Annotated in this window: 23 protein-coding genes; 12 read left to right on the forward strand and 11 right to left on the reverse strand. The window is 70.8% G+C overall.

The window, feature by feature from the left end; all coding sequences use genetic code 11:
- Positions 1-1,082 precede the first annotated feature (1,082 nt).
- Positions 1,083-3,194 (reverse strand): 3-hydroxyacyl-CoA dehydrogenase NAD-binding domain-containing protein, encoded by a 2,112-nt coding sequence (locus tag ABZX12_RS06780; protein ID WP_355690518.1) that lies wholly within the window; start codon positions 3,192-3,194, stop codon positions 1,083-1,085.
- Entirely contained in the window at positions 3,191-4,390 is a 1,200-nt protein-coding gene (locus ABZX12_RS06785) for an acetyl-CoA C-acyltransferase (RefSeq protein WP_355690520.1), read from the reverse strand. Before ABZX12_RS06785 ends, ABZX12_RS06780 begins: the two co-directional genes overlap by 4 nt.
- Before the next feature lie 241 nt (positions 4,391-4,631).
- On the opposite strand from ABZX12_RS06785, the gene ABZX12_RS06790 reads away from it, so the two are divergent.
- From ABZX12_RS06790 to ABZX12_RS06810, 5 genes are all read left to right on the forward strand, one after another.
- A complete protein-coding gene (locus ABZX12_RS06790; RefSeq protein ID WP_355690522.1) occupies positions 4,632-5,249 on the forward strand; it encodes a hypothetical protein in 618 nt (205 codons plus the stop codon).
- Entirely contained in the window at positions 5,246-5,896 is a 651-nt protein-coding gene (locus tag ABZX12_RS06795; protein ID WP_355690524.1) for a dienelactone hydrolase family protein, read from the forward strand. Before ABZX12_RS06790 ends, ABZX12_RS06795 begins: the two co-directional genes overlap by 4 nt.
- Positions 5,897-5,898: 2 nt before the next feature.
- Complete coding sequence (locus ABZX12_RS06800; RefSeq protein WP_355691316.1) at positions 5,899-6,387, forward strand: glutathione peroxidase; 489 nt, start codon at positions 5,899-5,901, stop codon at positions 6,385-6,387.
- 87 nt (positions 6,388-6,474) lie between these two features.
- A complete protein-coding gene (locus ABZX12_RS06805) occupies positions 6,475-7,065 on the forward strand; it encodes a helix-turn-helix domain-containing protein (protein WP_355690526.1) in 591 nt (196 codons plus the stop codon).
- A complete protein-coding gene (locus ABZX12_RS06810) occupies positions 7,062-8,282 on the forward strand; it encodes an MFS transporter (protein ID WP_355690527.1) in 1,221 nt (406 codons plus the stop codon). Before ABZX12_RS06805 ends, ABZX12_RS06810 begins: the two co-directional genes overlap by 4 nt.
- Here the strand turns inward: ABZX12_RS06810 and ABZX12_RS06815 are convergent.
- Both ABZX12_RS06815 and ABZX12_RS06820 read right to left on the reverse strand, forming a co-directional pair.
- Complete coding sequence (locus ABZX12_RS06815) at positions 8,266-9,525, reverse strand: HRDC domain-containing protein (protein ID WP_355690529.1); 1,260 nt, start codon at positions 9,523-9,525, stop codon at positions 8,266-8,268. The two genes, ABZX12_RS06810 and ABZX12_RS06815, sit on opposite strands and share 17 nt — an antisense overlap.
- Positions 9,522-10,124 carry a DUF3000 domain-containing protein gene (locus tag ABZX12_RS06820; protein WP_355690531.1) on the reverse strand — a complete coding sequence of 201 codons (603 nt, stop codon included), beginning with the start codon at positions 10,122-10,124 and terminating at the stop codon, positions 9,522-9,524. Before ABZX12_RS06820 ends, ABZX12_RS06815 begins: the two co-directional genes overlap by 4 nt.
- A gap of 130 nt (positions 10,125-10,254) precedes the next feature.
- Between ABZX12_RS06820 and hemE the strand changes: the two genes are divergently transcribed.
- The 5 genes from hemE to ABZX12_RS06845 are packed head-to-tail and all read left to right on the forward strand — an operon-like array spanning position 10,255 to position 14,284.
- Positions 10,255-11,313, forward strand: a complete 1,059-nt coding sequence (hemE, locus tag ABZX12_RS06825) for a uroporphyrinogen decarboxylase (protein WP_355690533.1) — start codon at positions 10,255-10,257, stop codon at positions 11,311-11,313.
- Positions 11,300-11,797: a GNAT family N-acetyltransferase gene (locus tag ABZX12_RS06830; RefSeq protein WP_355690534.1), complete on the forward strand. Its 498-nt coding sequence runs from the start codon at positions 11,300-11,302 to the stop codon at positions 11,795-11,797. The genes hemE and ABZX12_RS06830 overlap by 14 nt, the downstream gene beginning before the upstream one ends.
- A complete protein-coding gene (gene hemG, locus ABZX12_RS06835) occupies positions 11,794-13,212 on the forward strand; it encodes a protoporphyrinogen oxidase (RefSeq protein ID WP_355690536.1) in 1,419 nt (472 codons plus the stop codon). Before ABZX12_RS06830 ends, hemG begins: the two co-directional genes overlap by 4 nt.
- Positions 13,200-13,904 carry a hydrogen peroxide-dependent heme synthase gene (hemQ, locus tag ABZX12_RS06840; RefSeq protein ID WP_355690538.1) on the forward strand — a complete coding sequence of 235 codons (705 nt, stop codon included), beginning with the start codon at positions 13,200-13,202 and terminating at the stop codon, positions 13,902-13,904. Before hemG ends, hemQ begins: the two co-directional genes overlap by 13 nt.
- A 2-nt stretch (positions 13,905-13,906) precedes the next feature.
- A complete protein-coding gene (locus ABZX12_RS06845) occupies positions 13,907-14,284 on the forward strand; it encodes a VOC family protein (protein WP_355690540.1) in 378 nt (125 codons plus the stop codon).
- Positions 14,285-14,291: 7 nt separating this feature from the next.
- Here ABZX12_RS06845 and ABZX12_RS06850 read toward each other — a convergent pair whose 3' ends face one another.
- From ABZX12_RS06850 to ABZX12_RS06875, 6 genes are all read right to left on the reverse strand, one after another.
- Entirely contained in the window at positions 14,292-16,331 is a 2,040-nt protein-coding gene (locus ABZX12_RS06850) for an AAA family ATPase (protein ID WP_355690542.1), read from the reverse strand.
- Between the two features lie 67 nt (positions 16,332-16,398).
- Positions 16,399-16,815 carry a peptide-methionine (R)-S-oxide reductase MsrB gene (gene msrB, locus ABZX12_RS06855; RefSeq protein WP_355690544.1) on the reverse strand — a complete coding sequence of 139 codons (417 nt, stop codon included), beginning with the start codon at positions 16,813-16,815 and terminating at the stop codon, positions 16,399-16,401.
- 62 nt (positions 16,816-16,877) lie between these two features.
- A complete protein-coding gene (locus ABZX12_RS06860) occupies positions 16,878-19,232 on the reverse strand; it encodes a lamin tail domain-containing protein (protein WP_355690546.1) in 2,355 nt (784 codons plus the stop codon).
- A gap of 128 nt (positions 19,233-19,360) precedes the next feature.
- Complete coding sequence (locus tag ABZX12_RS06865; protein WP_355690547.1) at positions 19,361-20,716, reverse strand: adenylate/guanylate cyclase domain-containing protein; 1,356 nt, start codon at positions 20,714-20,716, stop codon at positions 19,361-19,363.
- Positions 20,709-22,436, reverse strand: coding sequence for an FAD-dependent oxidoreductase (locus ABZX12_RS06870; RefSeq protein ID WP_355690549.1), 1,728 nt, complete (start codon positions 22,434-22,436; stop codon positions 20,709-20,711). Before ABZX12_RS06870 ends, ABZX12_RS06865 begins: the two co-directional genes overlap by 8 nt.
- A 114-nt stretch (positions 22,437-22,550) precedes the next feature.
- Complete coding sequence (locus ABZX12_RS06875) at positions 22,551-24,146, reverse strand: M4 family metallopeptidase (RefSeq protein WP_355690551.1); 1,596 nt, start codon at positions 24,144-24,146, stop codon at positions 22,551-22,553.
- A 168-nt stretch (positions 24,147-24,314) separates the two neighbouring features.
- Between ABZX12_RS06875 and ABZX12_RS06880 the strand changes: the two genes are divergently transcribed.
- Both ABZX12_RS06880 and ABZX12_RS06885 read left to right on the forward strand, forming a co-directional pair.
- A complete protein-coding gene (locus ABZX12_RS06880; RefSeq protein ID WP_355690552.1) occupies positions 24,315-25,403 on the forward strand; it encodes a DNA primase small subunit domain-containing protein in 1,089 nt (362 codons plus the stop codon).
- A gap of 77 nt (positions 25,404-25,480) precedes the next feature.
- Positions 25,481-25,954 (forward strand): carboxymuconolactone decarboxylase family protein, encoded by a 474-nt coding sequence (locus tag ABZX12_RS06885; protein WP_355690554.1) that lies wholly within the window; start codon positions 25,481-25,483, stop codon positions 25,952-25,954.
- Between the two features lie 9 nt (positions 25,955-25,963).
- Here ABZX12_RS06885 and ABZX12_RS06890 read toward each other — a convergent pair whose 3' ends face one another.
- Positions 25,964-26,719, reverse strand: a complete 756-nt coding sequence (locus ABZX12_RS06890) for an SDR family oxidoreductase (RefSeq protein ID WP_355690556.1) — start codon at positions 26,717-26,719, stop codon at positions 25,964-25,966.
- Positions 26,720-26,748: the final 29 nt, after the last annotated feature.

The following is a 26,748-nucleotide window of genomic DNA, read 5'->3' on the forward strand; positions in this document are numbered from 1 at the left end:
CGGCAGACCTGCTGTACCTGAGGGGCGCCGTCCTGAGGTCTCCGAGGTGCCGGCTGTTCCGCCGGACCCCGTCACACCCGAGGTTCCTGCTGTGCCTGGGGTGCCTGCCGTACCCGAGGTGCCGGCAGTCCTGCTGTACCTCAGGGTTCCTGCCGTACCCGAGGTTCCTGCCGTACCCGAGGTTCCTGCCGTACCCGAGGTGCCTGTCGTGTCCGAGGTGCCGGCAGTCGTGCTGTACCTGAGGGTCGCGCCGCACCTGGGGTCCCGCTCTACTGGAGGTGCCGGCTTGTTCCGCCGACCCTGCCATACCCGAGTGTCCCGCCGCACTCGCCGTGTCTGCGGTGTCCGGCGTGTCTGCGCACGCGCTGTACCCGAGGTGCCTGTCGTACGCGAGGTGCGCGTGTCGGGCGTTCCTGCCGTGCCGGGGGCGCCCGCTGTACCTGCCGGGTCTGACGGGGCCGAGGTGCGCGTCATGCCTGTTGTGTGGTGGTGCGCGGCGTTCCCGTCGCACTCGCCGTGTCTGCGGTGTCCGGCGTGCCTGCGCACGCGCTGTACCCGAGGTGCCTGTCGTACGCGAGGTGCGCGTGTCGGGCGTTCCTGCCGTGCCGGGGGCGCCCGCTGTACCTGCTGGGTCTGAGGGGGCCGAGGTGCGCGTCGTACCTGTTGTGTGGTGCGCGGCGTTCCCGCGGCACTCGCCGCGTCTGCGGTGCCCGGCGTGCCGCCGTTCCTGCCGTGCCCGCGTATCCGGCGTGCGGGGGTGGGGCGGGTGTCGCGCCCGAGGCCCGTGGGTGTCTTCGGGAGGCGGCGATGGGCGTTGAGGCGTGTGTTGGTGATGGGTTTGATCGGGAGCCGGTGTGGCACCGCCCCGGCGACTTCCCAGGTCAGAATGTGAACGCAACAGCCGCTGGGGCTTGGCATTCGCGGACTGCGACGCCGTCGTCGGCTTGGTCGTGAACCACGATCCCGCTAGCTGCTTGGAGGGCTTGCAAGGCACCTGAGCCAGCCAAGGACCCAGCCACTGGTGTACTGCTGCTGGGGGACGGAGCGGGCTTCCGGCTCCGTACCGCCCCCCAGCAGGTCTGTCAGGCGAGGCCGGCCGTGCCTCGGGGGAGGAAGCGGGTGCCGTTGACCTTCTCGGCGATGCCGGTGCGGTCCAGGTACGGCGTGATGCCGCCGAGGTGGAAGGGCCAGCCGGCGCCGAGGAGCAGGCACAGGTCGATGTCCTGGGCTTCCGCGACCACGCCCTCGTCGAGCATGATCTTGATCTCCTCGGCGAGCGCGGTCAGCACCCGGGTACGCAGCTCGTCGGCGGTGGACGGGTTGTCGCCGACCGTCACCCGCGCCTCGACATCCGGGTCCACGACCGGCTTGCCGTCCGGCCACACGTAGAACGAGCTCTTGCCGGCGGCAACGACCTTGGCCAGGTTCTCCGACACCGCGAACCGCTCCGGGTACGCGCGGTTCATGGTCTCGGCGACATGCAGCGCGACCGGCAGACCGACCAACTGCAGCAGGACGAACGGCGGCATCGGCAGCCCGAGCGCAGACAGGGCACGATCGGCTTCCGGGATCGGCGTGCCTTCGTCGACCGCCGCGCTGACCTCGCCGAGGAAGCGGGTCAGCAGCCGGTTCACCACGAAGGCCGGTGCGTCCTTCACCAGCACGCAGGACTTCTTCAGCTGCTTGCCGACCGCGAACGCGGTCGCGAGCGAGGCGTCGTCGGTCCGGTCCGCGCGGACGATCTCCAGCAGCGGCAGCACCGCGACCGGGTTGAAGAAGTGGAACCCGACGACCCGCTCCGGGTGGTCCAGGTCGGCGGCCATCTCGGTCACGGACAACGACGACGTGTTGGTCGCCAGGATCGCGTCCGGCCGGACGATCTTCTCCACGTCGGCGAAGATCGTCTTCTTCAGCTGCAGCTCCTCGAACACGGCCTCGATCACGAAGTCGGCGTCGGCGAACACACCCTTGTCCACCGACCCGGTGACGAGCGCCTTCAGCTGGTTCGCCTTGTCCGGGCGCACCCGGCCCTTCGCGAGCAGATTGTCGATCTCGCCGTGCACGTACCCGACGCCGCGGTCCACCCGCTCCTGGTCGAGATCGGTGAGTACGACGGGAACCTCGAGCCGCCGCGCGAACAGCAGCGCGAGCTGACCCGCCATCAGACCCGCACCGACGACGCCGACCTTGGAAACGGGCCGCGCCAGCGACTTGTCCGGCGCACCGGCCGGCCGCTTGGCCCGCTTGTTCACCAGGTCGAACGCGTACAGCCCGCTGCGCAGCTCCTCGCTCATGATGAGGTCGGCGAGCGCCTCGTCCTCGGCCGCGAACCCACGGTCCCGGTCGTTGTCGCGAGCGGCAGCGATCAGCTCGAGCGCCCGGTACGGCGCGGGGGCGGCGCCACTCACCTTGACGTCGGCGAAGGCCTTGCCCCGGGCAACGGCAGCGGCCCAGGCGTCGCCGCGGTCTACCGAAGGCCGCTCGACGGTGACAGCACCCGTGAGGACCCTCGAAGCCCACAGCAGCGACTGCTCGAGGAAGTCCGCCGACTCCAGCAGCACGTCGCCGATGCCGAGCTTCACCGCCTCCGGCCCGCTGAGCATCTTGTTCTGGTTGAGGGCGTTCTCGACGACGACCTTCACCGCGTTGTCCGCGCCGATCAGGTTCGGCAGCAGGAAGTTGCCGCCCCAGCCGGGGATCAGCCCGAGGAAGACCTCGGGCGTCGACAGCATGCCCGCGGCCGTCGAGACGGTCCGGTAGGTGGCGTGCAGTGCGACCTCGAGCCCGCCGCCGAGCGCGACGCCGTTCACGAACGCGAACGACGGCTTGCCGCCGTCCACGAGCTTGCGCATCACACCGTGCCCGATCTTGCCGAGCGCGAGCGCCTGCTCCCGGTCGGTGAGCTTAGGTACGCCGGTCAGGTCGGCGCCCGCGGCCAGGATGAACGGCTTGCCGGTGACGCCGATCGCGACGATCTCGTCGCGGGCCAGCGCCGCGTCCAGGGCCTCGTTCAGCGACCCCAGGCCCTTCGGCCCGAAGGTGTTCGGCTTGGTGTGGTCGTGCCCGTTGTCCAGCGTGATCAGCGCCATCAGGCCGGCTTCCCCGGGGAGTACGACGTCCCGGGAGTGCGCGACCGTGACGACCTCGTCGGTCGACAACGCGGAAGCGCTGGAGATCAGTTCCTGCAAGCTCATGCGGCCGCACCTTCCCAGTTCGGGTTCTCCCAGATGACCGTGCCGCCCATGCCGAGGCCGACGCACATGGTGGTGAGGCCGTAGCGGACCTCGGGGCGCTGCTCGAACTGCTTGGCCAGCTGGTTCATCAGCCGGACCCCGGACGATGCCAGCGGGTGGCCGAACGCGATCGCGCCGCCGTACGGGTTCACCCGCGGGTCGTCGTCGGCGATGCCGTAATGCTCCAGGAACGCCAGCACCTGCACGGCGAACGCCTCGTTCACCTCGAAGGCCTGGATGTCGTCGATGGTCAGGCCGGCCAGCCGCAGCGCCTTCTCGGTGGCGGGGATCGGACCTTCGCCCATCACCTCGGGCTCGACCCCGGCGAAGGCGTACGAGACCAGCTTCATCTTCGGGGTGAGGCCGAGCTCCTCGGCGGTCTCCGCCGACGTCAGCACACAGGCGGTCGCGCCGTCGTTGATACCGGCCGAGTTGCCGGCGGTGACCCGCCCGTGCGGACGGAACGGCGTCTTCAGGCCCGCCAGGTCCTCGAGCGAGGTGCCCGGGCGCATCGGCTCGTCAGTGCTGGCATAGCCCCAGCCCTGCTCGGCAGACCGGGTCGCGACCGGCACCAGGTCCGGCTGGATCAGGTCGTTCGCGTAGGCCTTGGCGGCCTTCTCCTGGGACGCCACGGCGTACGCGTCGGCACGCTCCTTGGTGATGCCCGGGTACCGGTCGTGCAGATTCTCGGCGGTGGAGCCCATCACCAGCGCGGAGGTGTCGACGAGCTTCTCGGCGATGATCCGCGGGTTCGGGTCGACGCCCTCGCCCATCGGGTGCCGGCCCATGTGCTCGACACCGCCGGCCACGACCACGTCGTACGCGCCGAACGCGATTCCGGCGGCGGTGGTGGTGACGGCGGTCATCGCGCCGGCGCACATCCGGTCGATGGCGTAACCGGGCGTGGTGTTCGGCAGGCCGGCCAGCAGCGCGGCGGTCCGGCCGATGGTCAGGCCCTGGTCGCCGATCTGGGTGGTGGCCGCGATCGCGACCTCGTCCACCCGCTCCGGGGGGAGGCTCGGGTTCCGCCGGAGGAGCTCCCGGATGCATTTGATGACCAGGTCGTCGGCTCGGGTCTCGGCGTACTGGCCCTTGGCCTTGCCGAACGGGGTGCGAACGCCGTCGACGTACACGACATCGCGGATCTCACGGGGCACGGGGGCCCTCCTCTGGGGTCGGAAAAGCTACCCCGATGCTACCCGTGAGTAACAGAACCGCCAAAGTAGCCGCGCGTGTGGGTCCGCTCACAAAACCGTGACCCGTGGAAATGCGGCGCGAATGAGCGCATGCTGTGTTCAAGGTCCGCGTTACTGGAGTTGTTCCATGAACAATCTTGATCTGTCCGTGCCGGTCCTGAGCCGGGGGAAACATCGGAACCCACGCAAGGGTGCCTGCTTCATGGAGTTCGCGTCCTACCTGGCCGGTGAGCCGTGGTCGGACCATCCGTCCTGCACGCATCCGTTGCTCGCGGGCGTCGCCCGCGACGTCAACGACTGCACCACGGACGCCGGGCGCTCCCGTCTGGCTCCGCTGATCCCGTCGGTGATCGGGCTGACCCCGGACGACCCGCACGTCGTACCGCGGGTGACCGCGCGCTGCATCCAGCACGCGCTGCCGGTGGTCTCGCAGGAACGGCAGTACATCCTGGCCGTCGCGCTGCTGGTGGGGGAGAAGCAGTTGGCCGCGCTCGACGGGAGGCCGCTCGACGACGTCGAGCCGGATTCGCTCGCTGTGCTGGAGTCGGTGCCGTCGGCGACCAAGTGGGCGCGGTCGTTCACCGCCCGCGCGCGCCGTGCGACCCCGGACTTCGCCCGCCGGACGGCGCCACGCGCGGTGTCGTGCGCGGTCGAGGGCATCTCGCAGGCGTGCGTGACGGATCCGGACGACCGGCTCTACAAGCTGCTCGTCGACGCGATCGCGGAGACGACCGCGTGGATGCCGGCGCCGGTACCCGAGGCCGCGCCCGAGCCCGCAACGGAGTCGGCTACTCCTGAGGTCGTACGCTTCACTGTGTGACGTCGGAGATACCAGTCCACGAGTGGGGATCCGCTGATTCCGAGGCACCTGGAATCCTTGTGCTGCAGGAGATCTTCGGAGTCTCCGACTACATCAGGCGCCGTGCGGCGGATCTGCACGCCCTCGGGTACTACGTGATCGCGCCCGAAATCTACTGGCGCCTCGACGACACCGACCTGGACGAGTCCTCGCCGGACCTGCTGCCACGGGCGATGGGCATCGTCGGCCGCCTGGACTGGGATCTGGCGGTCAAGGACGCTGTCGCGGTGCTGGAGCGGCTGCGGGCGCGCGGCCGGGGCACCGGTGTGGTCGGCTTCTGCTTCGGCGGCGGATTGGGCTTCAACGTGGCTGCGGTGTCGTCGCCCGACGTCCTGGTCAGCTACTACGGCTCTGCCCTGCCTGGGCTGCTCGACCTCGCGCCGAAGGTGCGGGCGGCGAGCCTGCACCACTTCGGCAACGACGACGCCTACCTGGACGTCGATGCGGTGGTGCCGGGGCTGGGCGACGCCGAGATCCACCGCTACGACGGCGCCGGTCACGCGTTCGACAACCCCCTGCCGATGTTCCACCACGCCGAGGCGTCCGCGCTGGCCTGGCGCCGTACCGAAGACTTCCTTGCCCGTCACCTCCCAACCTCCCAAGGATGAGCATGAGCCTGTACGACATTCCGCTGACCACTCTGTCCGGTGCGCCGACCTCGCTCGGCGAGTACAAGGGCAAGGCCGTCCTGGTCGTGAACGTGGCGTCGAAGTGCGGTCTGACGCCGCAGTACGAGGGCCTGGAGAACCTGCAGGAGAAGTACGCGTCCCGCGGCTTCACCGTGCTCGGCGCCCCGTGCAACCAGTTCGGCGGTCAGGAGCCCGGGTCGGCCGAGGAGATCGAGACCTTCTGCTCGACGACGTACGGCGTGACGTTCCCGATGCTCGGCAAGCTCGAGGTGAACGGCGACCACCGGCACCCGCTGTACGCCGAACTCACCCGGACCCCCGACGCCGACGGCGAAGCCGGCGACATCCAGTGGAACTTCGAGAAGTTCCTCCTCAGCCCCGAGGGCGCCGTCGCCGCCCGCTTCCGCCCCCGCACCGAGCCGGAGTCCGACGAGATCGTCACCGCCATCGAGGCTCAGCTCCGGGCCTGACCACCGCAGATCCCCGCCGCCGGCGCGCGGCGGGGATCGTTTTCGTGCAGCATTGCAACAACTCTTTCGAAAGAGTACTTTCGACGCATGCCGAATCCGCACCGCCGACTGAGCGACCCGCGCGAACTCAACGCCCTGGCACACCCGGTGCGGATGGCGATCATCGAGCTGCTGTCGCTCAGCGGGCCACTGACCGCGACCGAGCTGGCCGACCGGCTGGACGAGACCCCGGCGAACTGCTCGTGGCACCTCCGCAAGCTGGCACAGCACGGGTTCGTCGAGGAGGCCGAGGGCGGGAAGGGACGGCAACGCCCCTGGAAGGTGCCGGGACTCGGATTCCGTTGGGACGAGGAGCACGCATCACCGTCGCTCGAGGAACGTCGCGCGGCGCAGGCACTGTCCGACGTGATGATGGGGCGGGCGATCGACCGTCTGCGGGAGTCGCAGCAGCGGGCCCCGGAGGACACCGAGGAGTGGCGTGCCGCGCGGAGCAACACCGAGATGGTCGCCTGGCTGACCGCGGACGAGCTCGAGGAGATGAACAGCGCGATCAACGCGGTGCTCGACCGCCATGCCGAGCGGCTGACCGATCCGTCGCAGCGCCCGGCGAACGCACGGCTGTGCGAGTTCGTCGCCTGGGGCGTGCCGACGTACTTTCCGGGGGTGGAGACCTCATGAGGAGGCTGTTCGCACAGCCCGGGTTCCCGCGCCTGTTCGGTGGCCTGAGTACGTCGATGCTCGGCGACTCGGTGATGCTGCTGGTGCTGAGTATGTGGGTGAAGACCCTCACCGGCTCGAACGCACTGGCCGGCTTGACGTTCTTCTTCATGGTGCTGCCGGCGCTGGCTGCTCCGGTGCTCGGCGTCTGGGTGGATCGGCTGCCGCGCAAGCCGATCCTGGTCTGGGGCAACGTCGCCAGCGGTGCCGCCGTACTCCCGCTCGTCCTCGTTCGGGACTCCGGCGACGTGTGGCTGATCTGGTTGGTCGCCTTCCTGTACGGCGTGTCGTTCGTCGTACTGCCCGCGGCGCTGAACGGACTGCTGAAGGACCTGCTGCCGGACGAACTGCTGGTCGACGCGAACTCCAGCCTGGCCACCATCAAGGAGGGGTACCGGCTGTTCGGCCCGCTGGCCGGCGCCGCGATCTTCGCCACCGCGGGCGGCTGGCTCGTCGCGATCGTCGACGCGGCCACCTTCGTGCTGGCCGGCCTGTTGATCGCGACGATCAAGGTCACCGAGACAACGACCGCGGCGAAGAGCACCTTCCGCGAGGACCTGCTCGGCGGTGCCCGTTTCCTCGCCGGCGACCGGGTGCTCCGCCACGTGCTGGCCGGGCTGGCGATCTCGATCCTCGTCATCGGCTTCTTCGAGTCGTCGATCTACGCGCTGATGGACGCCTTCGGCAAGCCGCCGACGTTCTCCGGCGTCTTCGTGACCTGTCAGGGCGTCGGCGCGATCGCCGGCGGCCTGACCGCGAGCCGCGCCGTACGCCGTCTCGGCGAGATCGCCACCTGTGCCCTCGGACTGGTCGTGCTCGCCGCGTCGACCGTCGTCTGTGTGGTCGCCCCCAGCATCCTCGTGGTGCTCATCGGCGCCGCGATCTGCGGTGTCGGCCTGCCGTGGACGTTCGTCTCGTTCACGACGTTGATGCAGCGCCGTTCGCCGGGTCAGCTGATCGGGCGCGTGTCGACCGCCGTCGAGGTGCTCGTCGCGACGCCGCAGGCGATCTCACTGGCCCTCGGAAGCCTGCTGGTGAGCCTGCTCAGCTACCGCCAGATCTTTGTCGTCATCGCGACGGTGATCCTGCTCGGCGCACTCCAGATCGTCCTCACTCTCCACCCCGAAATCCGGCGGGATCTGACGAAGGAGGAGGACGCGGTCAGTCCAGCGGTTTGACCGTGGCTTCGGACGCCATCGCGTCGGTGAGGACCTCCGCGGTGAGGGCGATCTGCCAGGCGCGGGCGTGGTGGTCGCGGAGGAAGGTCGTGACCACCTCGAGGCTCACGTCCTTGGGCGGCGACCAGGCGAGACGGCGGATCGTGTCGGGCGCGAGCAGGTTCTCGGTGGGGAGGCGGTGCGCCTCGGCGATCTCGGCGACCGCGGCGCGGGCGGCGGACAGCCGGGCGGCCGCGTCGGGGTCGCGGTCGGCCCAGGCGCGGGCCGGCGGCGGACCGTCGTACCGCGGGCCCTGCTTGGGGAGCTCGGCGTCGGGGAGCCGGCGGGCGTGGTCGATCGCCTCCCACCAGGTCCGCATGTGGCGGTGCGCGCCGCGGCCCTTGAACGCGGTCAGCCGCTGGAGCGTGTCGCGGTCGGCCGGCATCGCGGACGCCGCCTCGACGATCGCGGCGTCCGGCAGCACCCGGCCGGGGGAGATGTCGGCGGACTCGGCGATCTGGTCCCGGGCCTCCCACAGCGCCCGGACGACGGCCAGGCTGCGGCGGTTCCGGACCCGGTGCATGCCCGACGTTCGCCGCCACGGGTCCGGCTTCGGCTCCCGCGGCGGCGCGTCGAGGATCGCGGCGAACTCCTGCGCCGCCCACTCCCACTTGCCCTCGCGGTGCAGCTCCTGCTCGATCGCGTTCCGCAGCTCGATCAGCATCTCGACGTCCAGCGCGGCGTACACCAGCCAGGGCGCCGGGAGCGGGCGGGTCGACCAGTCGGCGGCGGAGTGCTCCTTGCGCATCCGGTAGCCGAGCACCTCGCTGACCAGCGAGGCGAGCCCGACCTTCGGGTAGCCGAGCAGACGGCCGGCCAGCTCGGTGTCGAACACCTGCCGCGGCACCATGCCGACCTCGGCCAGGCAGGCCAGGTCCTGGTTCGCGGCGTGGATGATCCACTCGGCGTCGACGATCGCGTCGCCGAGGGCCGACAGGTCCCCGAACGGGATCGGGTCCACGAGCGCGGAGCCGGAGCCCTCACGGCGCAACTGGACCAGGTACGCCCGGTGCGAGTAGCGGTAGCCGGAGGCGCGCTCGGCGTCGACCGCGACCGGGCCGCTGCCGGACCGGAACGCCTCGACCGTGCCGGTCAGGGCAGAGTCGGTGTCGATGACGTCGGAGAGCCCGTCCCGCAACTCCAGGAGGGGCAGCTGCGCGGTCGGGTCGTCGGGGACGGACGGCTGTTGGGTGGCTGGGCTCATCGGCCCCGCTGTCCGCGCCGGGTCGGCATCGCGACTACCCCCGGCGGAACGGGCGGCAGTCCGGCCGCCGTACACAGCACCTCGCCCCACGCCTCGGCGTGCCGGGTCACGTCCACGACGCCGCCGGGGCCGGGCACGGGGCTCCAGGACGCGCGGATCTCGATCTCCGCCGTCGCGTCGTCGTCGGCCATGCCGCCGAAGCTTTCCGATACCACCCTGGTGACGGTACCGCTCGGCGCCAGGAAGTCGGCACCCCGGTCCGCCAAGGCCTCCATCAGCCACGTCCAGCCCACGCCGCCGAGCAGCGCGTCGGTCACCATCTCCGGTTCGACGGCGGCACGCACGTACGCGACACAACGGAAGGTCGACTGCCAGGCGTCGTTCCCGGCCGGGTCGTAGAGGACGACCAGACGGCCGGTGGCGACATCGTCACCGTCGACCGTCACGTCGGCGCTGACCGCCGCCGCATGCGGTGCGATCCGCTGCGGTGCGGGCATCTCCTCGACGAAAACCTCGGGCCGGAACCGGGCACCTCGTAACTGCGAGACTGCCTCGGTGAACTCCGCGGGTGGCGCGTCGACCTGCTTGCGGGCACCCATATCGGCAGCCTACGACCGATTACTCACCGCCGCGCGTCAAGACGCGCCGGTAGCTGTGTGTGGCCGCGCGTGCGCCGCGGCGCGGTCGGGGCCTGTCCGGGCGCTCGGGAGCGCGTGGGATCATCGCTGTGTGACGCGACCCTCCGCTCTGGACGATTCCGCCTATCTGCTCGCTGCCAGGGGTGAGCGGGTGCCGCACACGCCGGTGTGGTTCATGCGGCAGGCCGGCCGGGCACTGCCCGAGTACCGCGCGGTGCGGGAGGGGATCTCGATGCTGGAGTCGTGCCTGCGGCCCGACCTCGTCGTCGAGATAACGCTGCAGCCGGTCCGCCGTTACGGCGTCGACGCGGCGATCTTCTACTCCGACATCGTGCTCCCGCTGAAGGCGGCCGGGTTCGACATCGAGATCAAGCCGGGCGTCGGTCCGGTCGTCGCCGACCCGATCCGGGACGCCGCCGGGGTCGCCCGGGTCCGTCCGGTCACGCCGGCGGATGTGTCGTTCACCACGGAGTCCGTGCAGCAGTTGGTGTCCGAGCTCGGCGGTACGCCGCTGATCGGGTTCGCCGGCGCGCCGTTCACCGTCGCGTCGTACCTGGTCGAGGGCGGGCCGAGCAAGGACTTCGCGAAGACCAAGGCGATGATGTACGGCGACCCGGCGCTGTGGCACGCGCTCGCGGACCGGCTCGCCGACGTCGCGATCGCGTACCTGGCGGTGCAGGTCGAGGCAGGCGCGTCGGCGATCCAGCTGTTCGACTCCTGGGCCGGCGGGTTGTCGCCGCGGGACTACGAGCGGTTCGTGCTGCCGCACTCCGCGAAGGTGTTCGACGCGATGGCGGGGTACGGCGTCCCGCGGGTGCACTTCGGCGTGAACACCGGCGAGCTGCTCGGCCTGATGAGCGAGGTCGGCGCGGACGTCGTCGGCGTCGACTGGCGGGTCCCGCTCGACGAGGCCGTGCGCCGGATCACGGCCGCCGGCGGCGCCCCGAAACCGGTGCAGGGCAACCTCGACCCGGCCCTGCTGTTCGCCGGCTGGGACGCGATCGAGCCCGAGATCGACCGGATCCTCGCCGAGGGCCGGGCCGCGCCCGGTCACATCTTCAACCTCGGCCACGGTGTCCCGCCGGACGCCGACCCGGAGGTGCTGCGCCGGATCACCAAGTACGTGCAGGCGGCCCATGTACCTGCCTGACCAGGGCGTCACGCTTGAGCCGCTGCGCGCGGACCACGCAGACGCAGTCCTCACTTTCGAGCGCGAGAACCGGGCGTACTTCGCGGCCTGGATCTGGGATCGCGGCGACGAGTACTTCGCCGACTTCGCGACCCGCCACGCGGCTCTGCTCGCCGAGCAGGAGGCCGGAATCTGCCGCTTCCACGTGCTGGTCGACGACACCGGCGCGGTCGTCGGGCGGGTGAACCTGATCGATCTGGAGCACGGGTCGGCCGAGCTGGGCTACCGGATCGCGGAGAAGTGGGCGGGCAAGGGGCTGGCGACGGCCGCGGTGCGTGCGGTGATCGAGCTCGCACCGACGTACGGGCTGACCGCGCTCCGGGCCGGGGCCTCGGATCACAACCCTGCCTCGCAAACGGTGCTGACCCGCGTCGGGTTCCGGGCGGTCGGGACCAGCAGCACCGACCTCGGGCCGGGAAAGCAGTACGAAATGAGCTTGGTATGAGCCGGGTCGTGGTCGTCGGCGGCGGGATCAGTGGGCTCGCCGCCGCGCACGCGCTGGCCACCGGGCCGAACCCGCCGCACATCACGGTGCTGGAGGGCTCGCCGCGGCTCGGCGGGAAGCTGGCCGGGGACGCGATCGAGGGCGTGCCGGTCGATCTCGGCGCCGAGTCCGTGCTGGCGCGGCGGCCGGAGGCGGTCGACCTGATCCGCGCCGTCGGCCTCGGGGCCGACGTGGTGCACCCGGCGACCACGTCGGCCGGCTTGTGGGTCGGCGACCGGATCCGGGCCATCCCGCCGACCGTGATGGGCGTCCCGGTGGACCCGGCGGCGACCGCCGACGTGCTCGGGGCCGCAGCGGCCGAGCAGGTCGCGCACGAGGCCGAGCTGCCGGCTCCCGCGCTGACCGAGGACGTGGCGATCGGCCGGTTCGTTGCCGAGCGCATGGGCTCCGCGGTGACCGACAAGCTGATCGACCCGCTGCTCGGCGGGGTGTACGCCGGGAAGGCCGAGGAAATCTCGCTCGCCGCCGCGGTCCCGGACCTGTACGCGAAGCTGCGGACCGCGCCGAGCCTGCTCGCGGCCACGTCCGAGCTGCGTGCAGTGAGTCAGAAGCGGACCGGCCAGCCGGTGTTCGCTGGCCTCGTCGGCGGTATCAACCGGCTGATCGGCGCCCTCGAACAGGACCTGGCCGCCCGCGGCGTGGAGATCCGGACCAAGCTCGCCGTCCGCCGGATCTCGCGGACCGCCGACGGGTTCGAGCTGGAGGCGGGCCCGGTGCCCGCGCCGACGCTGTTCACCGCCGACGCGGTCGTGGTCGCCGTACCGGCCGCTCCGGCGGGCCGGATGCTGGCGGAGACCGCGCCGGCGGCGTCGGCCGAGCTGGCGGCGATCGAGTACGCGAGTATGGCGATCGTCACCCTCGCGGTCCGCAAGCGTGACTGGCCGGCCGGCGCGACCGGTTCCGGGTTCCTCGTCCCGTCGGTGGAGGACCGGACGATCAAGGCCTCGACGTACTCGCACGCGAAGTGGGCCTGGTCTGCGGAGGCTGGAGGAGAGCTCGCCGTCCTGCGTGCCTCGGTCGGCCGCCTCGGCGAGGAATACGTGCTGCAGCGGTCCGACGAGGAACTGGTCCAGCTCGCGGTGTCCGACCTGAAGCAGGCCATCGGTCTCGACGCGCCGGTCGTCGGATCGCTGGTGACCCGCTGGGGCGGCGGCCTCCCGCAGTACGCCGTGGGGCACCTCGACCGGGTCGATCGCGTCGAGGCCGCGGTGGCCGGCGTCCCCGGGCTGGCGGTCTGCGGAGCGGCGTACCGGGGCGTCGGGATCGCCGCGTGTGTGGCATCGGGTGGCAACGCGGCCACCCGGGTGCGGGAGCACCTGGACGTATTGGAGACAATGACATCGTGGAAACCGTGACTGGTAAGCCGAAAGCCCGCGAGCTCAACAACGTCATCCGGTACACCTTGTGGTCGGTGTTCAAGGTCGAGACGCCGCTCGGCGACGCCGACCGCGACGAGCTGACCGCCGAGCTCAACGACCTGATCGGGAAGCTGGCGGCCGACGACGTGGTGATCCGCGGGATCTACGACGTCGAGGGGTTCCGCGCGGACGCGGACTTCATGATCTGGTGGCACGCGCCGACGTCGGACGCGCTGCAGCAGGCGTACCACGCACTGCGCCGGTCGCGGCTGGGTCGGCACCTGGTCCCGGTCTGGTCGCAGTTCGCGCTGCACCGGCCGGCCGAGTTCAACAAGAGCCACATCCCGGCCTTCCTCGCCGACGAGGAGCCGCGGCCCTACGTCTGCGTGTACCCGTTCGTCCGGTCCTACGAGTGGTACCTGCTGCCCGACGAGGAGCGCCGCGCGATGCTCGCCGAGCACGGCAAGATGGCCCGCGGCTACCCCGACGTACGGGCGAACACGGTGGCGTCGTTCGCGCTCGGCGACTACGAGTGGATGCTGGCCTTCGAGGCCGACGAGCTGCACCGGATCGTCGACCTGATGCGCGACCTGCGGGCGTCGACGGCGCGCCGGCACGTGCGCGAGGAGGTCCCGTTCTTCACCGGCAAGCGGACCGAGCTCGGCGACCTGATCGCCAACCTGGTCTAGGGATGCACCGCAAGGCGTTCCCGGTGCTCTACGTCAGCGACGTACGCCGGGCCGTCGGGTTCTACACGCTCCTCGGGTACGAGCCGACGTATCAGTTCCCGCTCGAGGGCGACCCGCACTACGTCGGCCTGGAGCGCGGCGAGTCGTCCCTTGGGCTGTCCGACGCGAACTGGCCCGAGGCGCAGCTCGGCATCACGGTCGGGACGGCGCCGCGCTTCGAGCTGTTCGTGTACGTCGACGACGTCGAGGCCGAGGTGGAGCGCTTCCGCGCGGCCGGTCACCCGGTCCTGCAGGAGCCGGCCACGATGCCGTGGGGCGAGCGCCAGGCGTACCTGGCCGACCCCGACGGCAACCCGGTGGCGCTCGCGACCCCGGTCTAGGTGTGCCCTAGGTTCCCGGCTTCTGCAGCAGGTAGTCCTCGGCGCGCATCGACGTGGGCGGCCGGACGTCGGACGGGATCAGCTCGCGCAGGTCCCGCTCGGTGAGCTGGTCCGGGTCGCTCGAGGACAGCCGGGTGGCCTGGTTGGAGACCGCCTCCTCGAGCACGTTCCGGATGAACCGGCCGTTACCGAAGCTGTGGCCGCGGGGCGCCGGCGGGATGACGGTGCGGACCTTGTCCAGCACCTCCTCGCCGTAGATCATGCCCTTCTGCCGCGCCTGCAGCTCGAAGATCGCCACCAGCTGGTCGGTGTCGTACTCGCTGAACGACAGCAGCTTCGGGAACCGCGACTGCAGACCGGTGTTCGACTCCATGAAGCGCTGCATCTCGCGGTGGTACCCGGCGACGATCACGATGCAGTCGTTGCGGTGGTCCTCCATCATCTTCAGGATCGTCGCGACCGCTTCCAGGCCGTAGTCGCCGGGGGTGTTCTCCGGCGTCAGGCTGTACGCCTCGTCGATGAACAGCACGCCGCCGAGCGCCTCACGGAACTTGGCCGCGGTCATCGGGGCGGTCGAGCCGACGGCGGCGCCGACCAGGTCGGAGCGGTCGACCTCGACCACGTGGCCCTTCTCCAGGACGCCGAGCTGGTGGTAGATCCGGCTGAGCAGCCGGGCGATCGTGGTCTTCGCCGTACCGGGCTTCCCGACGAACACCATGTGCCGGGCGCGCTCGTGACTCGGCAGGCCGAGCTCGGTGCGGCGCAGGTTGGTCTTGACCTCGGCGACCATCCGGCGGACCGCGTCCTTCACCGACTCCAGGCCGATCAGCGAGTCCAGCTCGGCGAGCGGGTCGTCGCTGAAGTCGACGACCTCGGGCATCGGATCGTCGAGGGTGCCGCCGCTGGTGCTGGGACGCGCCTTCGGCACCTCGTCGTCCTTGACGGTCTTCCAGGCGGCCGACAGCGACGCCTCCTGGTCGGCCGCGGCCGCGTTCTCGATGATGGCCCAGCGCTCGCGGTCGAGCATCCGGAACAGCGTGGTCAGGTCCGGGACCTCGGCCTCCGGCCACGGGCCCTTGGCCAGCACACCGGACAGGTGCACCCCGACGCGGGCCGCGGCGGCGCCCCAGGACCGGGCGAGCGCCGACTGCCCGCCGCGGATCGCGCGCGACATCCACTGGTTGACGTGGCCGTGCCAGATCGGCAGCGTGAAGGCCTCGTGAATGTCCTCGAGCGCCTTGTGGACGTCGAGCGTGGCATCGCCGAGGATGTTCGCCACCGACTGCGGGACACCCCGCAGGCCGGTGGCGAGGATCAGTTCGGCCAGCACCTGGGCGAAGTCGCCGGCGTACTCGTCCGGGCTCGCCATCAGCATCCGCGCGTGCGTGTCGCGGACCGAGTTGAGCGAGTAGCGCAGTGCCGCGGTGGGGCCGGCGAGCTCCGGCAGCACGGCGCGCTCGGAGTCCTTGAGCGCGTCGGTGCGCCAGAACTTCGCGATCTCGTCGTACTCGCCCGTGACGTGCAGTTCGGTCAGCTCGCGGTCGGCCAGCACCCGGTCGAACGCGGCGGTCAGGGCGGTGGCGCGGGCTGCCATCGGGGGAGCGTCGACGAACATCCCGACGACGTTGCGGGACAGTTGGAGCGCGTGCCGGCGGCCGTTCTCGCGGAACCCGCGGGCGCCGGCGATCGCCTGCAGGTGCCAGTCCGTCGGCGCGACGTAGATGACATGGCCGTTGCCGCCGAGCCGCGCCGACGGCCGGTAGAACTCGCGGGTCAGCTCGGTCGGCAGGTCGGCGTACTCACCGTGCAGGACCGGGATCCACCCGGTCAGCAGCGGCGCGGCCTGGTGGGTGAACCAGACCGCCGCCGGTGTGCCCTTCACGAAGTCCGGGAACGCCTCCGGCCGCAACGGCCGCAACGCCTCGGGATCGTCGGCCCAGGCCTTCAGCTGCGCCCGGATCCGGGACAGCCACGCGCCCGGCACCTCCCACGGTTCCTCCGCCGCCAGCACATCGAGAACCCGCGGTCTACGGACGTCGTCAGCCACCGATTTCCTTCCCCTGCGTCCACCAGCCGACCCAGTCTAGGACCCGACCGGCCGAACGGAGCGCAGGTCAGGCCGGGGTGAGGGTCAGGCTGATGCTGTTGATGCAGTAGCGGAGATCGGTGGGCGTGCCGTAGCCCTCGCCCTCGAAGACGTGGCCCAGGTGGGAGCCGCAGTTGGCGCAGCGGACCTCGACGCGCTTCATCCCGAGAGTGCTGTCCTCGATGTATTCGACGCGGTCCTCGGCCAGCGGCGCGAAGAACGACGGCCACCCGCAGTGCGAGTCGAACTTGGTCTCGCTCCGGAACAGCTCGGCGTCACAGGCGCGGCACTTGTAGACGCCGACCGTCTTGGTGTCGGTGTACTCGCCGACGAACGGCCGCTCGGTGCCGGCCTGCCGCAGCACGTGGAACTCGGCGGGGGACAGCTGCGCCTTCCACTCCGCGTCGGACTTCTGTACGGCGTACTGCTTGGTCGAATCAGTCACAGGACCAGTATCGGTCGCCCGGGCAAGAAAACCCCGCCCGGTCGACCGACGTAAGACTGCGGTTACCGCACCCAGGACGGCAGCGGGATCAGCTTCACCACCTGCGGGTCGTGGTCGGAGATCTGGTCCGGGAACTCCGCGTTCATGTGCACGACGTCGTACGCCGACGCCGGCCGCAGGTTCTGCGAGATCAGGATCTGGTCGAGGATCTGGCTGTTGCCCTCGAACACGTAGCTGTACCGCTCCGGCAGCGGCAGTGTCCGCGGCAGATCGATCAGCGCGGTCTTGCCCGAGCCGACCAGGATGTCCGCGGTCTCGGACCAGTCGAAGTCGTTCAGGTCACCGAGGACGACGACGTTCGCGCCCGCGTCCTTGGCCAGGATCTGGTCCACGAACCCGCGTACCGCCGCGGCCTGCTGGTGGCGCTTCTCCGCGGTGACCTGCACCGGCGGCTGGAAGCGGCCCCACAGCGGGTTGTCACCGCCCTTGGAGCTGAAGTGGTTCACGACCACGAACACGGTCTGCCCGTGCCACTTGAACTCGCCCGCGAGCGGCACCCGGGTGGCGGCCCAGGCCGGGTTCGCCGGGTCGACGCGGCCCGGTGACGAGCTCAGGTGCGGCCGGCCCGCGGCGTCGGTGACGATCGTGGTCGCGACCGTCGAGCCGCCGCCCGGCCGGTCCACGAACTTCAGCGGCTTGTCCGTCCGGTACAGGAAGGCGACCCGGATGTTGCCGCCCGGCTCACCGCCCTCGGCGTTGTTCACCGGGTCGATCTGCCGCCAGGCGTACTGCGGGCCGCCCGCCTTCACGATCGCCGCGGCGAGCAGGCCGAGGGTCTTGTCCGCGCTCGTGGTGCCGGAGTTGACCGCGCCGTCGTCGTCCTGCACCTCCTCGAGACCGAGGATGTCCGGCGACGCGAGGTTGTGGACGACGGCCTGCGCGAGCCCGTCGAACTTGGCATCGCCGTCGGACGGGTCCAGGTTCTCCACGTTGAACGTCGCCACCGACAGCTGCACCGGAGACGAGGCCTTCGTCGTCTCCCGCGTGACGCCGCCGTCGATCACGGTCGGCGTCGTGGTCGGCAGCAGCTTGAAGTTGCCGAACGAGTAGTCGAGGACACCCGTCACCACACCAGCCAGCTTGTCGCCGGTCTTGGCGTCCGGGATCGGCGTCAGGACGTCGTCCAGCAGCACCCGCTCCGGGTTGCTGTCGGTCTTCTGCAGCAGGATGCCGCCGCGCACCGTACGCACACCCGCGCCGGCCGCCACGACGGACAGCTCACGGAACGAGCTCGTCGGCCCGGTGACCTGGGGCTGGTCGATGCCCAGCCACATGCCCTCCAGCGACTCCCAGAAGTCGAGGCCGTCGGTGGCCGGGTCGAACGCGGTGCTGGTCGTCTCGACGTCGCCGGACGCGTCGTCCTCGATCACCGTCGACGGCGGCACCCGGCCGCCCGGGCCGACGATGGTCGGCGCCGGGACCGCGGCGGTGCCGGTCCCCGAAGCCGTGACCGTGACCTTCGTGTTGGTCAGCTCGGTGGTCGTCAGGTTCGTCGTACCGCCGGAACCGCCCGGGCGGAACTCGGCGACCGAGCCCTCGACCGTGACGGCGTCACCGACGGAGACCGTCGGCGCGGAGCTGGTGAACACGAACAGGCCCTCGCTGGTGGCCGGGTCCGCGTCCGGCTGCGGGTCCTGGAACCAGAAGCCGTTGCTGCCCTTGACCGTCACCACACCGGTGACGTTCGCGACCTTCTTGCCCTCCAGCGGGGAGCGGTGCGCGGCGCCCTGGATGTCGTGGATCTTCGCGTCGACGGGCGGCTCGGCGGGACCGCCGGTGAGCGTGCCCGGCGAGGGGTTGCCCGCGGCGAAGTCGGCGCTGTTGTTGTCGGTGTCCTGCTTCGGGTCGACCCGCGCGGCCGAGGTGGTGTTCGACAGACCCGGCGCCGGCGCGGTCTCGGAGTCGGTCGCGGTGCCGTAGCCGACGTAGTCCTTGACGGCCGGGTCCGCGTGGCAGGTGGCGCCGCAGGCGAGCGCGGTCTGGTTGGTGACCAGGGCGATCTTGCCGCTGCTCGCGGACATCGGGATCGTCCCGGTCACGTTCGGCGTCGGCATCGGCTGGCCGTTGGTGCCGCCACCCTCCTGGACCAGGTACGCCGCACCTGGCGCGATGGTGCCGGTCAGCTTGGTGACCTGCCACGACGAGCCGGTCGAGGACGCGTACTGGATCGACCAGCCGCTCACGTCGACCGGGGCCGAGCTGTTGTTGGTCAGCTCCACGAAGTCGTTCGTGTACGGCGCACCGCTGTTGCCGCCACCGCCGTACACCTCGGTGACGACCACGTCGGTGGACGCGGCGTCGGCAGGCCGGGCGACCAGTGCGGCGGCGCCGGCCAAGGCAAGACTTGAAGTGACCACGAGAGCGCCCAGGCGGCGCCGTGATACGTACAGGGCAGACATGGCCCGGATTCTCACACCGGCACGCGGCCGTTCCAAGGTCCAACACGTGAACACCCGGTGCCCGCCCGAAAGGCACGGGTGATCATTCACCCGAGCGCGACCAGCCGGAACACCTCGACGGGCTCGGCCTTGCCCTTCAAGCTCACCAGTCCGAGCGACTCGGTGCGGGCCTGCGGCAGCAGCGCCTTCGTGGCCGGCCCGATCGCGACCGCCCCGCCCGGAGCCTTGCCCTCGATCCGCGACGCCACGTTCACCGTGTCGCCGATGACCGTGTGGGTCCGTCCGCCCTCCGTCCCGAGCAGGCTCACGGACGCGATCCCGGTGTTGACCCCCACCCGGAACTGCGGCCAGTTCGGGTGCGCCGCCCGTACGGCGGTGGCCGCCGCCTGCAGCGCCAGACCGGCCTCGGCCGCCCGCCGCGCGTGGTCCGGCTGGTCGCCGCGCTTGTTGAACGTGACCATCAGCGCGTCCCCGATGATCCGGTCCACGTCGCCGCCGTGCCGCCGGACCACCGGCGGTACGACGACCTCGAAGTACGTGTTGAGCATCGCCGTGACCTCGGCCGGCTCGTGCTGCTCGGAGAACGCGGTGAATCCCTGCAGGTCCGCGAACAGCACGCTCAGTTCGCGCTGCCCGGACACGGTGTCCTCCTGGTACAGGTCGGCGAAGCGCTCCTCGTACCACTGGATCCGGACGCCCACGACGACCAGCACGAACGCGGAGAGCAGCAGCACGTGCCACTCCCACCACGACAACGCCCAGTTGCGGGCGAACACCAGCGCGATCATCGCCTCGCCGAGCAGCACGAACGCGGAGATCATCGACAGCAGCATCAGCGAGGGCCGCGCCCACCAGGTCCGCAGATACCGGGCCGCGGCGACGCCGTACAGCAGGATGGTCGGTACGGCGAGCGCGGCGAGGATGCCGTCGGCAACCTCGGGAACGGCCCGGCCGTGCAGCGGCCACAGCCGCAACACCGAGGCCAGTGCCCACAGCGCCATCAGCACGAGCAGAGCGACCCGCAGCCTTCGCCCCCACACGATGCCGGAAACCGTCAGGCTCGACAGGAACGCGAACACCGACGCCAGCGCCACGCCGACGGGTGTGGCGAGCGTGAAACCGGCGTTCGGTGTGTCCAGCATCACCTTCGGAGTCGCGAGCGCATGCAGTCCGAGGAACCCGGCGGCCGACAGGAACGCCAGCGACACGAACAGCACCCGCGCGTCACCCCGCCGGATGGCGGCCGCTCCGGTCGTGTAGGCGAGGACGGCGCTGAGCGCGGCGGTCAGCAGCACCAGCCAGAAGTGCGTGGGGTGGTGCTCGAAGTGCACGTCGAGCTGTGGCCTTTGCAGCAGCAGTATCAGGCCCGCGAGCGGGATCACCAGCACGAGTGCGGTCAGGCCGACCATGGCCGGCGAGTACACGAAGCGGCGCTCAGGCATCCGAACGAACCTTGAGATGGGTGTGGATCTGCGAGACCACCACCGATCCCTCACCGACCGCGGACGCCACCCGCTTCACCGACGCGCTCCGCACGTCCCCGATCGCGAACAGCCCGGGCAGCGTCGTCTCGTACGGCTGCGGCGGGCGGTCCTCCTGCCACCGGGGATCCGCCGCGGCGTCCGACCCGGTCAGCACGAACCCGTGCGGATCCCGTCCCACCTGCTCCGGCAGCCAGTCGGTCCCGGGAACCGCACCGATCATCACGAACAACCCGTCGACCGGGATCGTCTCCTCGGCACCGGTCGGCCGGTCCCGCAGCACGATCTCCTGCAGCCGGCCCTCGCCGCCCCCGCCGACCACCTCGCTTGACGCCCGGACGGTGACGTTGTCCGCGGCGTCGATCGCATCGATGAGGTACCGCGACATACTCGCGGACAGGTCCTCGCCGCGGATCACCAGCAGCACCCGGCGGCAGTACCGCGCGAGGTGCAGAACCGCCTGGCCCGCCGAGTTCCCGCCACCGACCACGCACGCGTCCCGGTCCTTCAGGCCGTGCGCCTCCGAGACGCTCGCGCCGTAGTACACCCCGGCCCCGACGAGCTTCTCCAGCGACGGTACGCCGAGGCGCCGGTAGGACACTCCGCTGGCCAGGACCACGGCCCGCGCCGAGACCTCGCCCACCTCGCCGACGGTGGCGACGAACACGTCACCCCGCTTCTCCAGCCGCTCCACCGTGCGCATCAGCAGGAAATGCGCCCCGAACACCCACGCCTGCTGGTAGCCGCGCTGGGCCAGCTCCGAGCCGCGGATGCCCCGCGAGAACCCCAGATAGTTGCGGATCAGTGAACTGGTGCCCGCCTGCCCGCCGATCGACTCGCGCTCGACGACCAGCGTCCGCAGCCCTTCCGACGACCCGTACACGGCCGCGGCCAGTCCACCCGGTCCGGCGCCGACGACCAGCAGGTCGAAGGACCGGTCCGCGTCGGGCGCGAGTGTGGTCGGCACGCCCCACGCCTCGGCGATCTCCACGTCGGTCGGATCGTGTAGCACCGGACCGCCCACCGCCGGCATCCACACCAGCACACCGTCGCCGGGATCGGGCTCGCCGATGAACGCCAGCGCGTCGTTCGCGAGCGCCGAGCCGCTCTCCCGGAACGCGCTCGGGATCCCGTTGCGGGCCAGCAGGCTGCGGATCGCCTGACCGCGGACCGAGTTCGGGGCCGCGATCACGACCACCTCGCGCCAGTTGGCGACCTCGTACCGCGACCACTCCTGGACGAACTCCGCCACTGTCCGGTGGAACAGTTCGTCGTGCGCGATCCACGGCTTCAGCACGTAGTAGTTGATGTCGCCGACCGCCATCGCGGACAGGATCGCCGACGCCGTCGTCCGCTCCGCCCAGGCACCCCACTCGATCAGCAGCGCGCGGCGGGCGTCGGGATGCAGCGTCCGCGACGCCGCGAGGATCTCCGCCCGCTCGTCATCGGGCAGCGAATGGTCGACCATCACGACCGCGACCCGTTGCTCCCAGTCGCGCGCCCGCCGCAGGCAGTCGAGCGCGGCAGCGGCCGTCACTTCGCCGCGGACCCGGAAGTCCGCACCGAAACCACGATCCAGCTCTGTCTCGCACCGCTCCAGACGCTCCGGGTCAGCGTCGACGACGAGCAGTACCGGCCGCGCGGTCCGTAGTCGCGGCCCCTCCCCGGGGTCCCCACCCATGTCTGTGACGGTAGGTCCGCACAAAGCAGAGGGCAATGCGATAAGCGGAACAAAGCGTTTGTTCGTCGGGTCCTGTCCGCCCCAGTGGGACAGGACCCGACGAGACCTACTGCGTCAGTTGACGCTCACAGCCGACCAGGTGGCGGCGACCGCGGCGCGCTCCGGGCTGCTGGCGCCGTACAGGTCGGTGGCCGCGTTCAGCGTCGCGGTCCGGGCCTGCGCGTACGTCGTACCGCTGGTCATGTACGTCGACAGCGCGCGGAACCAGATCTTGCCGAGCTTGTCGCGCCCGATGCCGGCCAGCGTCGTGCCGTTGCAGGTCGACGCGTTGTGCGGCAGGCCGCCGATCGTCTTCGCGCCGGTGCCCTCCGCGAGCAGGTAGGCGAAGTGGTTCGCCACGCCCGAGGAGTAGTGCACGTCGAGGTTGCCGACCCCGGACGACCAGCAGTCCGCGGAGTTGCCGTCCTTGCTCGGCTTGTCCATGAACCGCAGCGCCGGGCGGTCCTTCATGATCTCCTCGCCGATGTAGTAGTCACCGGGGTCGGAGGCGTTGTTGGAGTAGAACTCGACCAGGGTGCCGAAGATGTCGCTGGTGGCCTCGTTCAGACCGCCGGACTCGCCGGAGTAGGTCAGGTTCGCGGTGTGCTCGGTGACGCCGTGGGACATCTCGTGGCCGGCCACGTCGATCGAGACCAGCGGACCCGCGACGACGTTGTCGCCGTCGCCGTACGTCATCTGCTTGCCGTCCCAGAACGCGTTCACGTAGTTCGAGCCGTAGTGCACACGACTCGGGACGCCCTTGCCGTCGCCGAAGATACCGTTGCGGCCGTGCACGAACTTGTAGTAGTCGAACGTCGTCGCGGCGCCGTAGTGCGCGTCGACAGCGGCCGTGGCGCGGTCGGTGTTGGCCCCGGTGCCCCAGTGGTTGTCCGCGTCGGTGAACCGGGTCGGGGCCGTGCAGCCGAACCCGAACAGCTGGCACAGCAGCGAGTCGGTCTTGTTGTTCGCGTCGGCGGTGTAGCCGCCGCCGCGGGTGGCGTCGGTCAGCGTGTAGCCGCCGGTCGCAGTGGAGGTCTGCAGCGGCACGGTCCCGCTGTACAGGCTCTTGCCGTCGCCGGTCGCGGTCTCGATGTGCTGCTCGCTCACGAGCTTCGCGCCGGTCAGGGCGTCGACGGTGGTGGTGATGCGGCTCGGCGTGCCGTCGGCCTGGGTGCCGACCGCCGTGACCAGGTAGGCGAGCCGTGGCGCGCCCTTGCGGGCCTCGATCACCAGACTTGGTTTGCCGTCGGCCTTGAGGCCCTTGGCAACCGCCTTCGCGGTCGCGGTGGCGCTGCCGAGCTTCGGCGTACGACCGACGTTCGCGCTCTTGCTCAGCGTCAGGCTGGCGCCCTTGAAGGCGCCGTCCTTCGACTGGTGGACGACGACGTCGCCGCCGAGGACCGGAAGACCGCCGATGGTGCGGTCCATCCGGACGTGGCTGGACCCGTCCTGGTCGACGATCACGTCCTTGACCACGAACGCGTCGGCCGTGGTGGCCCGCAGCGCGGTCAGGTTGCCGCTGATCGCCTCCTTGGCCTTGGCGACGGCCGCGGCCGGGCTGGGGACAGGGGTCGCCGTCGGCGCTCCTGTTGCTGTGGTGGCGCTGGTCAGTCCGAGGGCGGTGGTGGTCGCCACTGCAGTCGCAGCGGCGAACAGGGCGGATCTGTTCATCCTCGCGCTCCTTGTCAGGTGTCCCGGGGGCCTCACGCCCCAGGAACGAGGTGCAGGAACGTTACCGCTCGGTCACCTACCGTGGCCAGAGGTCGAGAAAAGTTGCCTTTCCCGTGCGACGCACGGAAATCGGGCGGCTGTGTCCGGGCGGGGCGATACGGTCGCTGCATGGCGAAGAGCACACCGGTGATGCTCACCGTGGGGGACCGTGAGGTCCGGGTGTCCAGTCCCGAGCGAGTGGTCTACGAGGCGACCGCATGGGCTCCGGAGGTCACGAAGCTGCAGGTCTGCGAGTACTTCATCAGCGTCGCTCCCGCGTTCATGCACGCGTCGGGCGACCGCCCCGTCGCGCTCGAGCGCTGGCCCGGTGGCTGGCGTGAGGGCATGAAGCTGTCGGTGGACACGACCGGCCGGCAGACGGGTGACGGCTTCTACTCCAAGCGCCTCCCGAAGGGCGCGCCGGACTGGCTCGTGACCTGCAGGGTCCTGACCCCGAACGGCCGCCCGATCGACGAGCTGTGCCTGACCGAGCCCGCCGCGGCCGTGTGGGCGGCTCAGATGGGCACGCTGACCTTCCACCCGTGGGCCGTCCGCAGCCGTGACCTCGAGCATCCCGACGAGCTCCGCATCGACCTCGATCCGCAGCCGGGGGCGACCTTCGCCGACGCGCGCCGGGTGGCCGGCGTCGCCCGGGAGCTCCTGGAGGAGCTGGGCCTGCGCGGGTACGCGAAGACCAGCGGCAACCGGGGCATCCACATCTACGTGCGGATCCGGCCGGAGTGGACCTTCGACGAGGTCCGGCACGCCGCGATCGGGCTCGGCCGCGAGCTCGAGCGCCGCGACGACGGCGTCACCACCGCCTGGTGGAAGGAGGAGCGCGGCGAGGCCTCGATCTTCCTCGACTTCAACCAGAACCTCCGCGACCGCACCGTCGCGGGCGCCTGGTCACTGCGGCCCCGGCCGGGCGCCCCGGTCAGTACGCCGGTGACCTGGGAGCGGCTCGCCGAGCTCGACGATCCGCGCACCTTCAACCTGCACACGGTTCCGGAGTACCTCACCGACGGCGACCCGTGGGCCGGTATGGACGACACGGCGTACGCGCTGGACGCGCTGCTGCGGCTCTGGGAGGAGCTCCCCGGCGGCGAGCTGAACTTCCCGCCGGACTATCCGAAGATGCCGGGGGAGCCGCCGCGGGTCCAGCCGAGCAAGAAGGTCGCCGAGCACTGGGACGAGCAGGGCAACCGGATAGGTGACTGACGTCACCTCACAACCGGCGGGCCTACCTTGTCGGAACAGGTGTCATGAACCTGCTCGATCGCTAGGAGACACCTGTTATGGACGCTCGTCTGGACCTGTTCACCAACCCCGTCCTCGGCAAGTTCGTCAAGCACCTCAACACCGCGGCCCGGGGCGCGATGGACGCCGGCGTACCGCTGGCCACACTGGAGCTGGTCGAGCTGCGGGTCAGCCAGATCAACGGCTGCGCGTACTGCGTCGACATGCACTCGAAGGATCTCGCGCACCACGGCGAGACCGCGGTCCGGATCAACCTGGTCGCGACCTGGCGCGAAGCCACCGTCTACACCGAGGCGGAGCGCGCCGCGCTCGCACTGGCCGAAGCCGGCACCCGGATCGCCGATGCCGCCGGCGGCGTTCCCGACGACGTCTGGCTGAACGCTGCCAAGCACTACGACGAGGAGCAGCTCGGCGCCCTGGTCGCGGCCATCGCCGGCATCAACACCTGGAACCGCCTCAACGTCATCACCCAGCAGCCCGCCGGCGACTACGTCCCCGGCCAGTGGGGGTGATGGAGGCTCTCAGAGAGCGCGGAGGGCGCCGCCGTCGATCGGGATGATCGCGCCGGTGACGTACGACGCAGCGGGGGACAGGACGAACGCGGCCACCCGGCCGAACTCGTCCGGGGAGCCGTAGCGGCGCAGCGGGATCGTCTTCTCGGCGGCGCGCCGGGCGGCGTCGGGGTCAGCGGACCTGCCGTCCAGCTCCTTCAGCCGGTCGGTGGCGATCCGGCCCGGCATCAGCCCGTTCACCCGGATCCCGTTCGGCCCGAGCTCGTCGGCCAGCGTCTTGGCCACCATGGCGAGCCCGGGCCGCAGGCCGTTCGAGATCGCCAGCCCGTTGATCGGGGACTTCACCGACGACGACAGCACGAACGCGATCGAGGTGTCCTCCGCGCCCGCCCGGGCGACCGCGCGAGCGATCCGCAGGCCGCCGAGGAACACGCTGTCGAACGCCGCCCGCCAGTCCTCCTCGTCGGTGTCCAGCGCCGTCCCGGCGCGCGGACCGCCGACACTGATCAGCGCGCCGTGCAGCGCACCCCACTTGGCGATCGCGGTCGCGGCCAGCCGCTCCGCGCTGTCCGGGTCCGCGTTGTCGACCGGGATGCCGACGACGTTCTCGCCGAGCTCGGCGGCCGCCCGCGCGATCGATTCCTCGTTGCGGCTGGAGATGACCAGCCGGGCACCTTCGGCGGCCAGCGCCTTCGCGGTGGCGAAACCCAGCCCGGCGCTGGCGCCGGTGACGATGTAGGTGCGGTCGCGTAGTCCAAGGTCCACACCACCATCCTGCCGCACCGTCCCCGGCC

Origin of the sequence: Kribbella sp. NPDC003505 (assembly GCF_040610875.1) — a bacterium.
Taxonomy (GTDB): domain Bacteria; phylum Actinomycetota; class Actinomycetes; order Propionibacteriales; family Kribbellaceae; genus Kribbella.

Bases quoted from the DNA above. Each gene is read 5' to 3' on its own strand.
- ABZX12_RS06875 (WP_355690551.1), bottom strand. From the start codon at position 24,146: ATGAACAGATCCGCCCTGTTCGCCGCTGCGACTGCAGTGGCGACCACC.
- ABZX12_RS06780 (WP_355690518.1), bottom strand. From the start codon at position 3,194: ATGAGCTTGCAGGAACTGATCTCCAGCGCTTCCGCGTTGTCGACCGAC.
- ABZX12_RS06790 (WP_355690522.1), top strand. From the start codon at position 4,632: ATGGAGTTCGCGTCCTACCTGGCCGGTGAGCCGTGGTCGGACCATCCG.
- ABZX12_RS06885 (WP_355690554.1), top strand. From the start codon at position 25,481: ATGGACGCTCGTCTGGACCTGTTCACCAACCCCGTCCTCGGCAAGTTC.
- ABZX12_RS06830 (WP_355690534.1), top strand. From the start codon at position 11,300: ATGTACCTGCCTGACCAGGGCGTCACGCTTGAGCCGCTGCGCGCGGAC.
- ABZX12_RS06865 (WP_355690547.1), bottom strand. From the start codon at position 20,716: ATGCCTGAGCGCCGCTTCGTGTACTCGCCGGCCATGGTCGGCCTGACC.
- ABZX12_RS06845 (WP_355690540.1), top strand. From the start codon at position 13,907: ATGCACCGCAAGGCGTTCCCGGTGCTCTACGTCAGCGACGTACGCCGG.
- ABZX12_RS06880 (WP_355690552.1), top strand. From the start codon at position 24,315: ATGGCGAAGAGCACACCGGTGATGCTCACCGTGGGGGACCGTGAGGTC.
- ABZX12_RS06870 (WP_355690549.1), bottom strand. From the start codon at position 22,436: ATGGGTGGGGACCCCGGGGAGGGGCCGCGACTACGGACCGCGCGGCCG.
- ABZX12_RS06810 (WP_355690527.1), top strand. From the start codon at position 7,062: ATGAGGAGGCTGTTCGCACAGCCCGGGTTCCCGCGCCTGTTCGGTGGC.
- hemG (WP_355690536.1), top strand. From the start codon at position 11,794: ATGAGCCGGGTCGTGGTCGTCGGCGGCGGGATCAGTGGGCTCGCCGCC.
- ABZX12_RS06800 (WP_355691316.1), top strand. From the start codon at position 5,899: ATGAGCCTGTACGACATTCCGCTGACCACTCTGTCCGGTGCGCCGACC.
- ABZX12_RS06815 (WP_355690529.1), bottom strand. From the start codon at position 9,525: ATGAGCCCAGCCACCCAACAGCCGTCCGTCCCCGACGACCCGACCGCG.
- ABZX12_RS06805 (WP_355690526.1), top strand. From the start codon at position 6,475: ATGCCGAATCCGCACCGCCGACTGAGCGACCCGCGCGAACTCAACGCC.
- ABZX12_RS06820 (WP_355690531.1), bottom strand. From the start codon at position 10,124: ATGGGTGCCCGCAAGCAGGTCGACGCGCCACCCGCGGAGTTCACCGAG.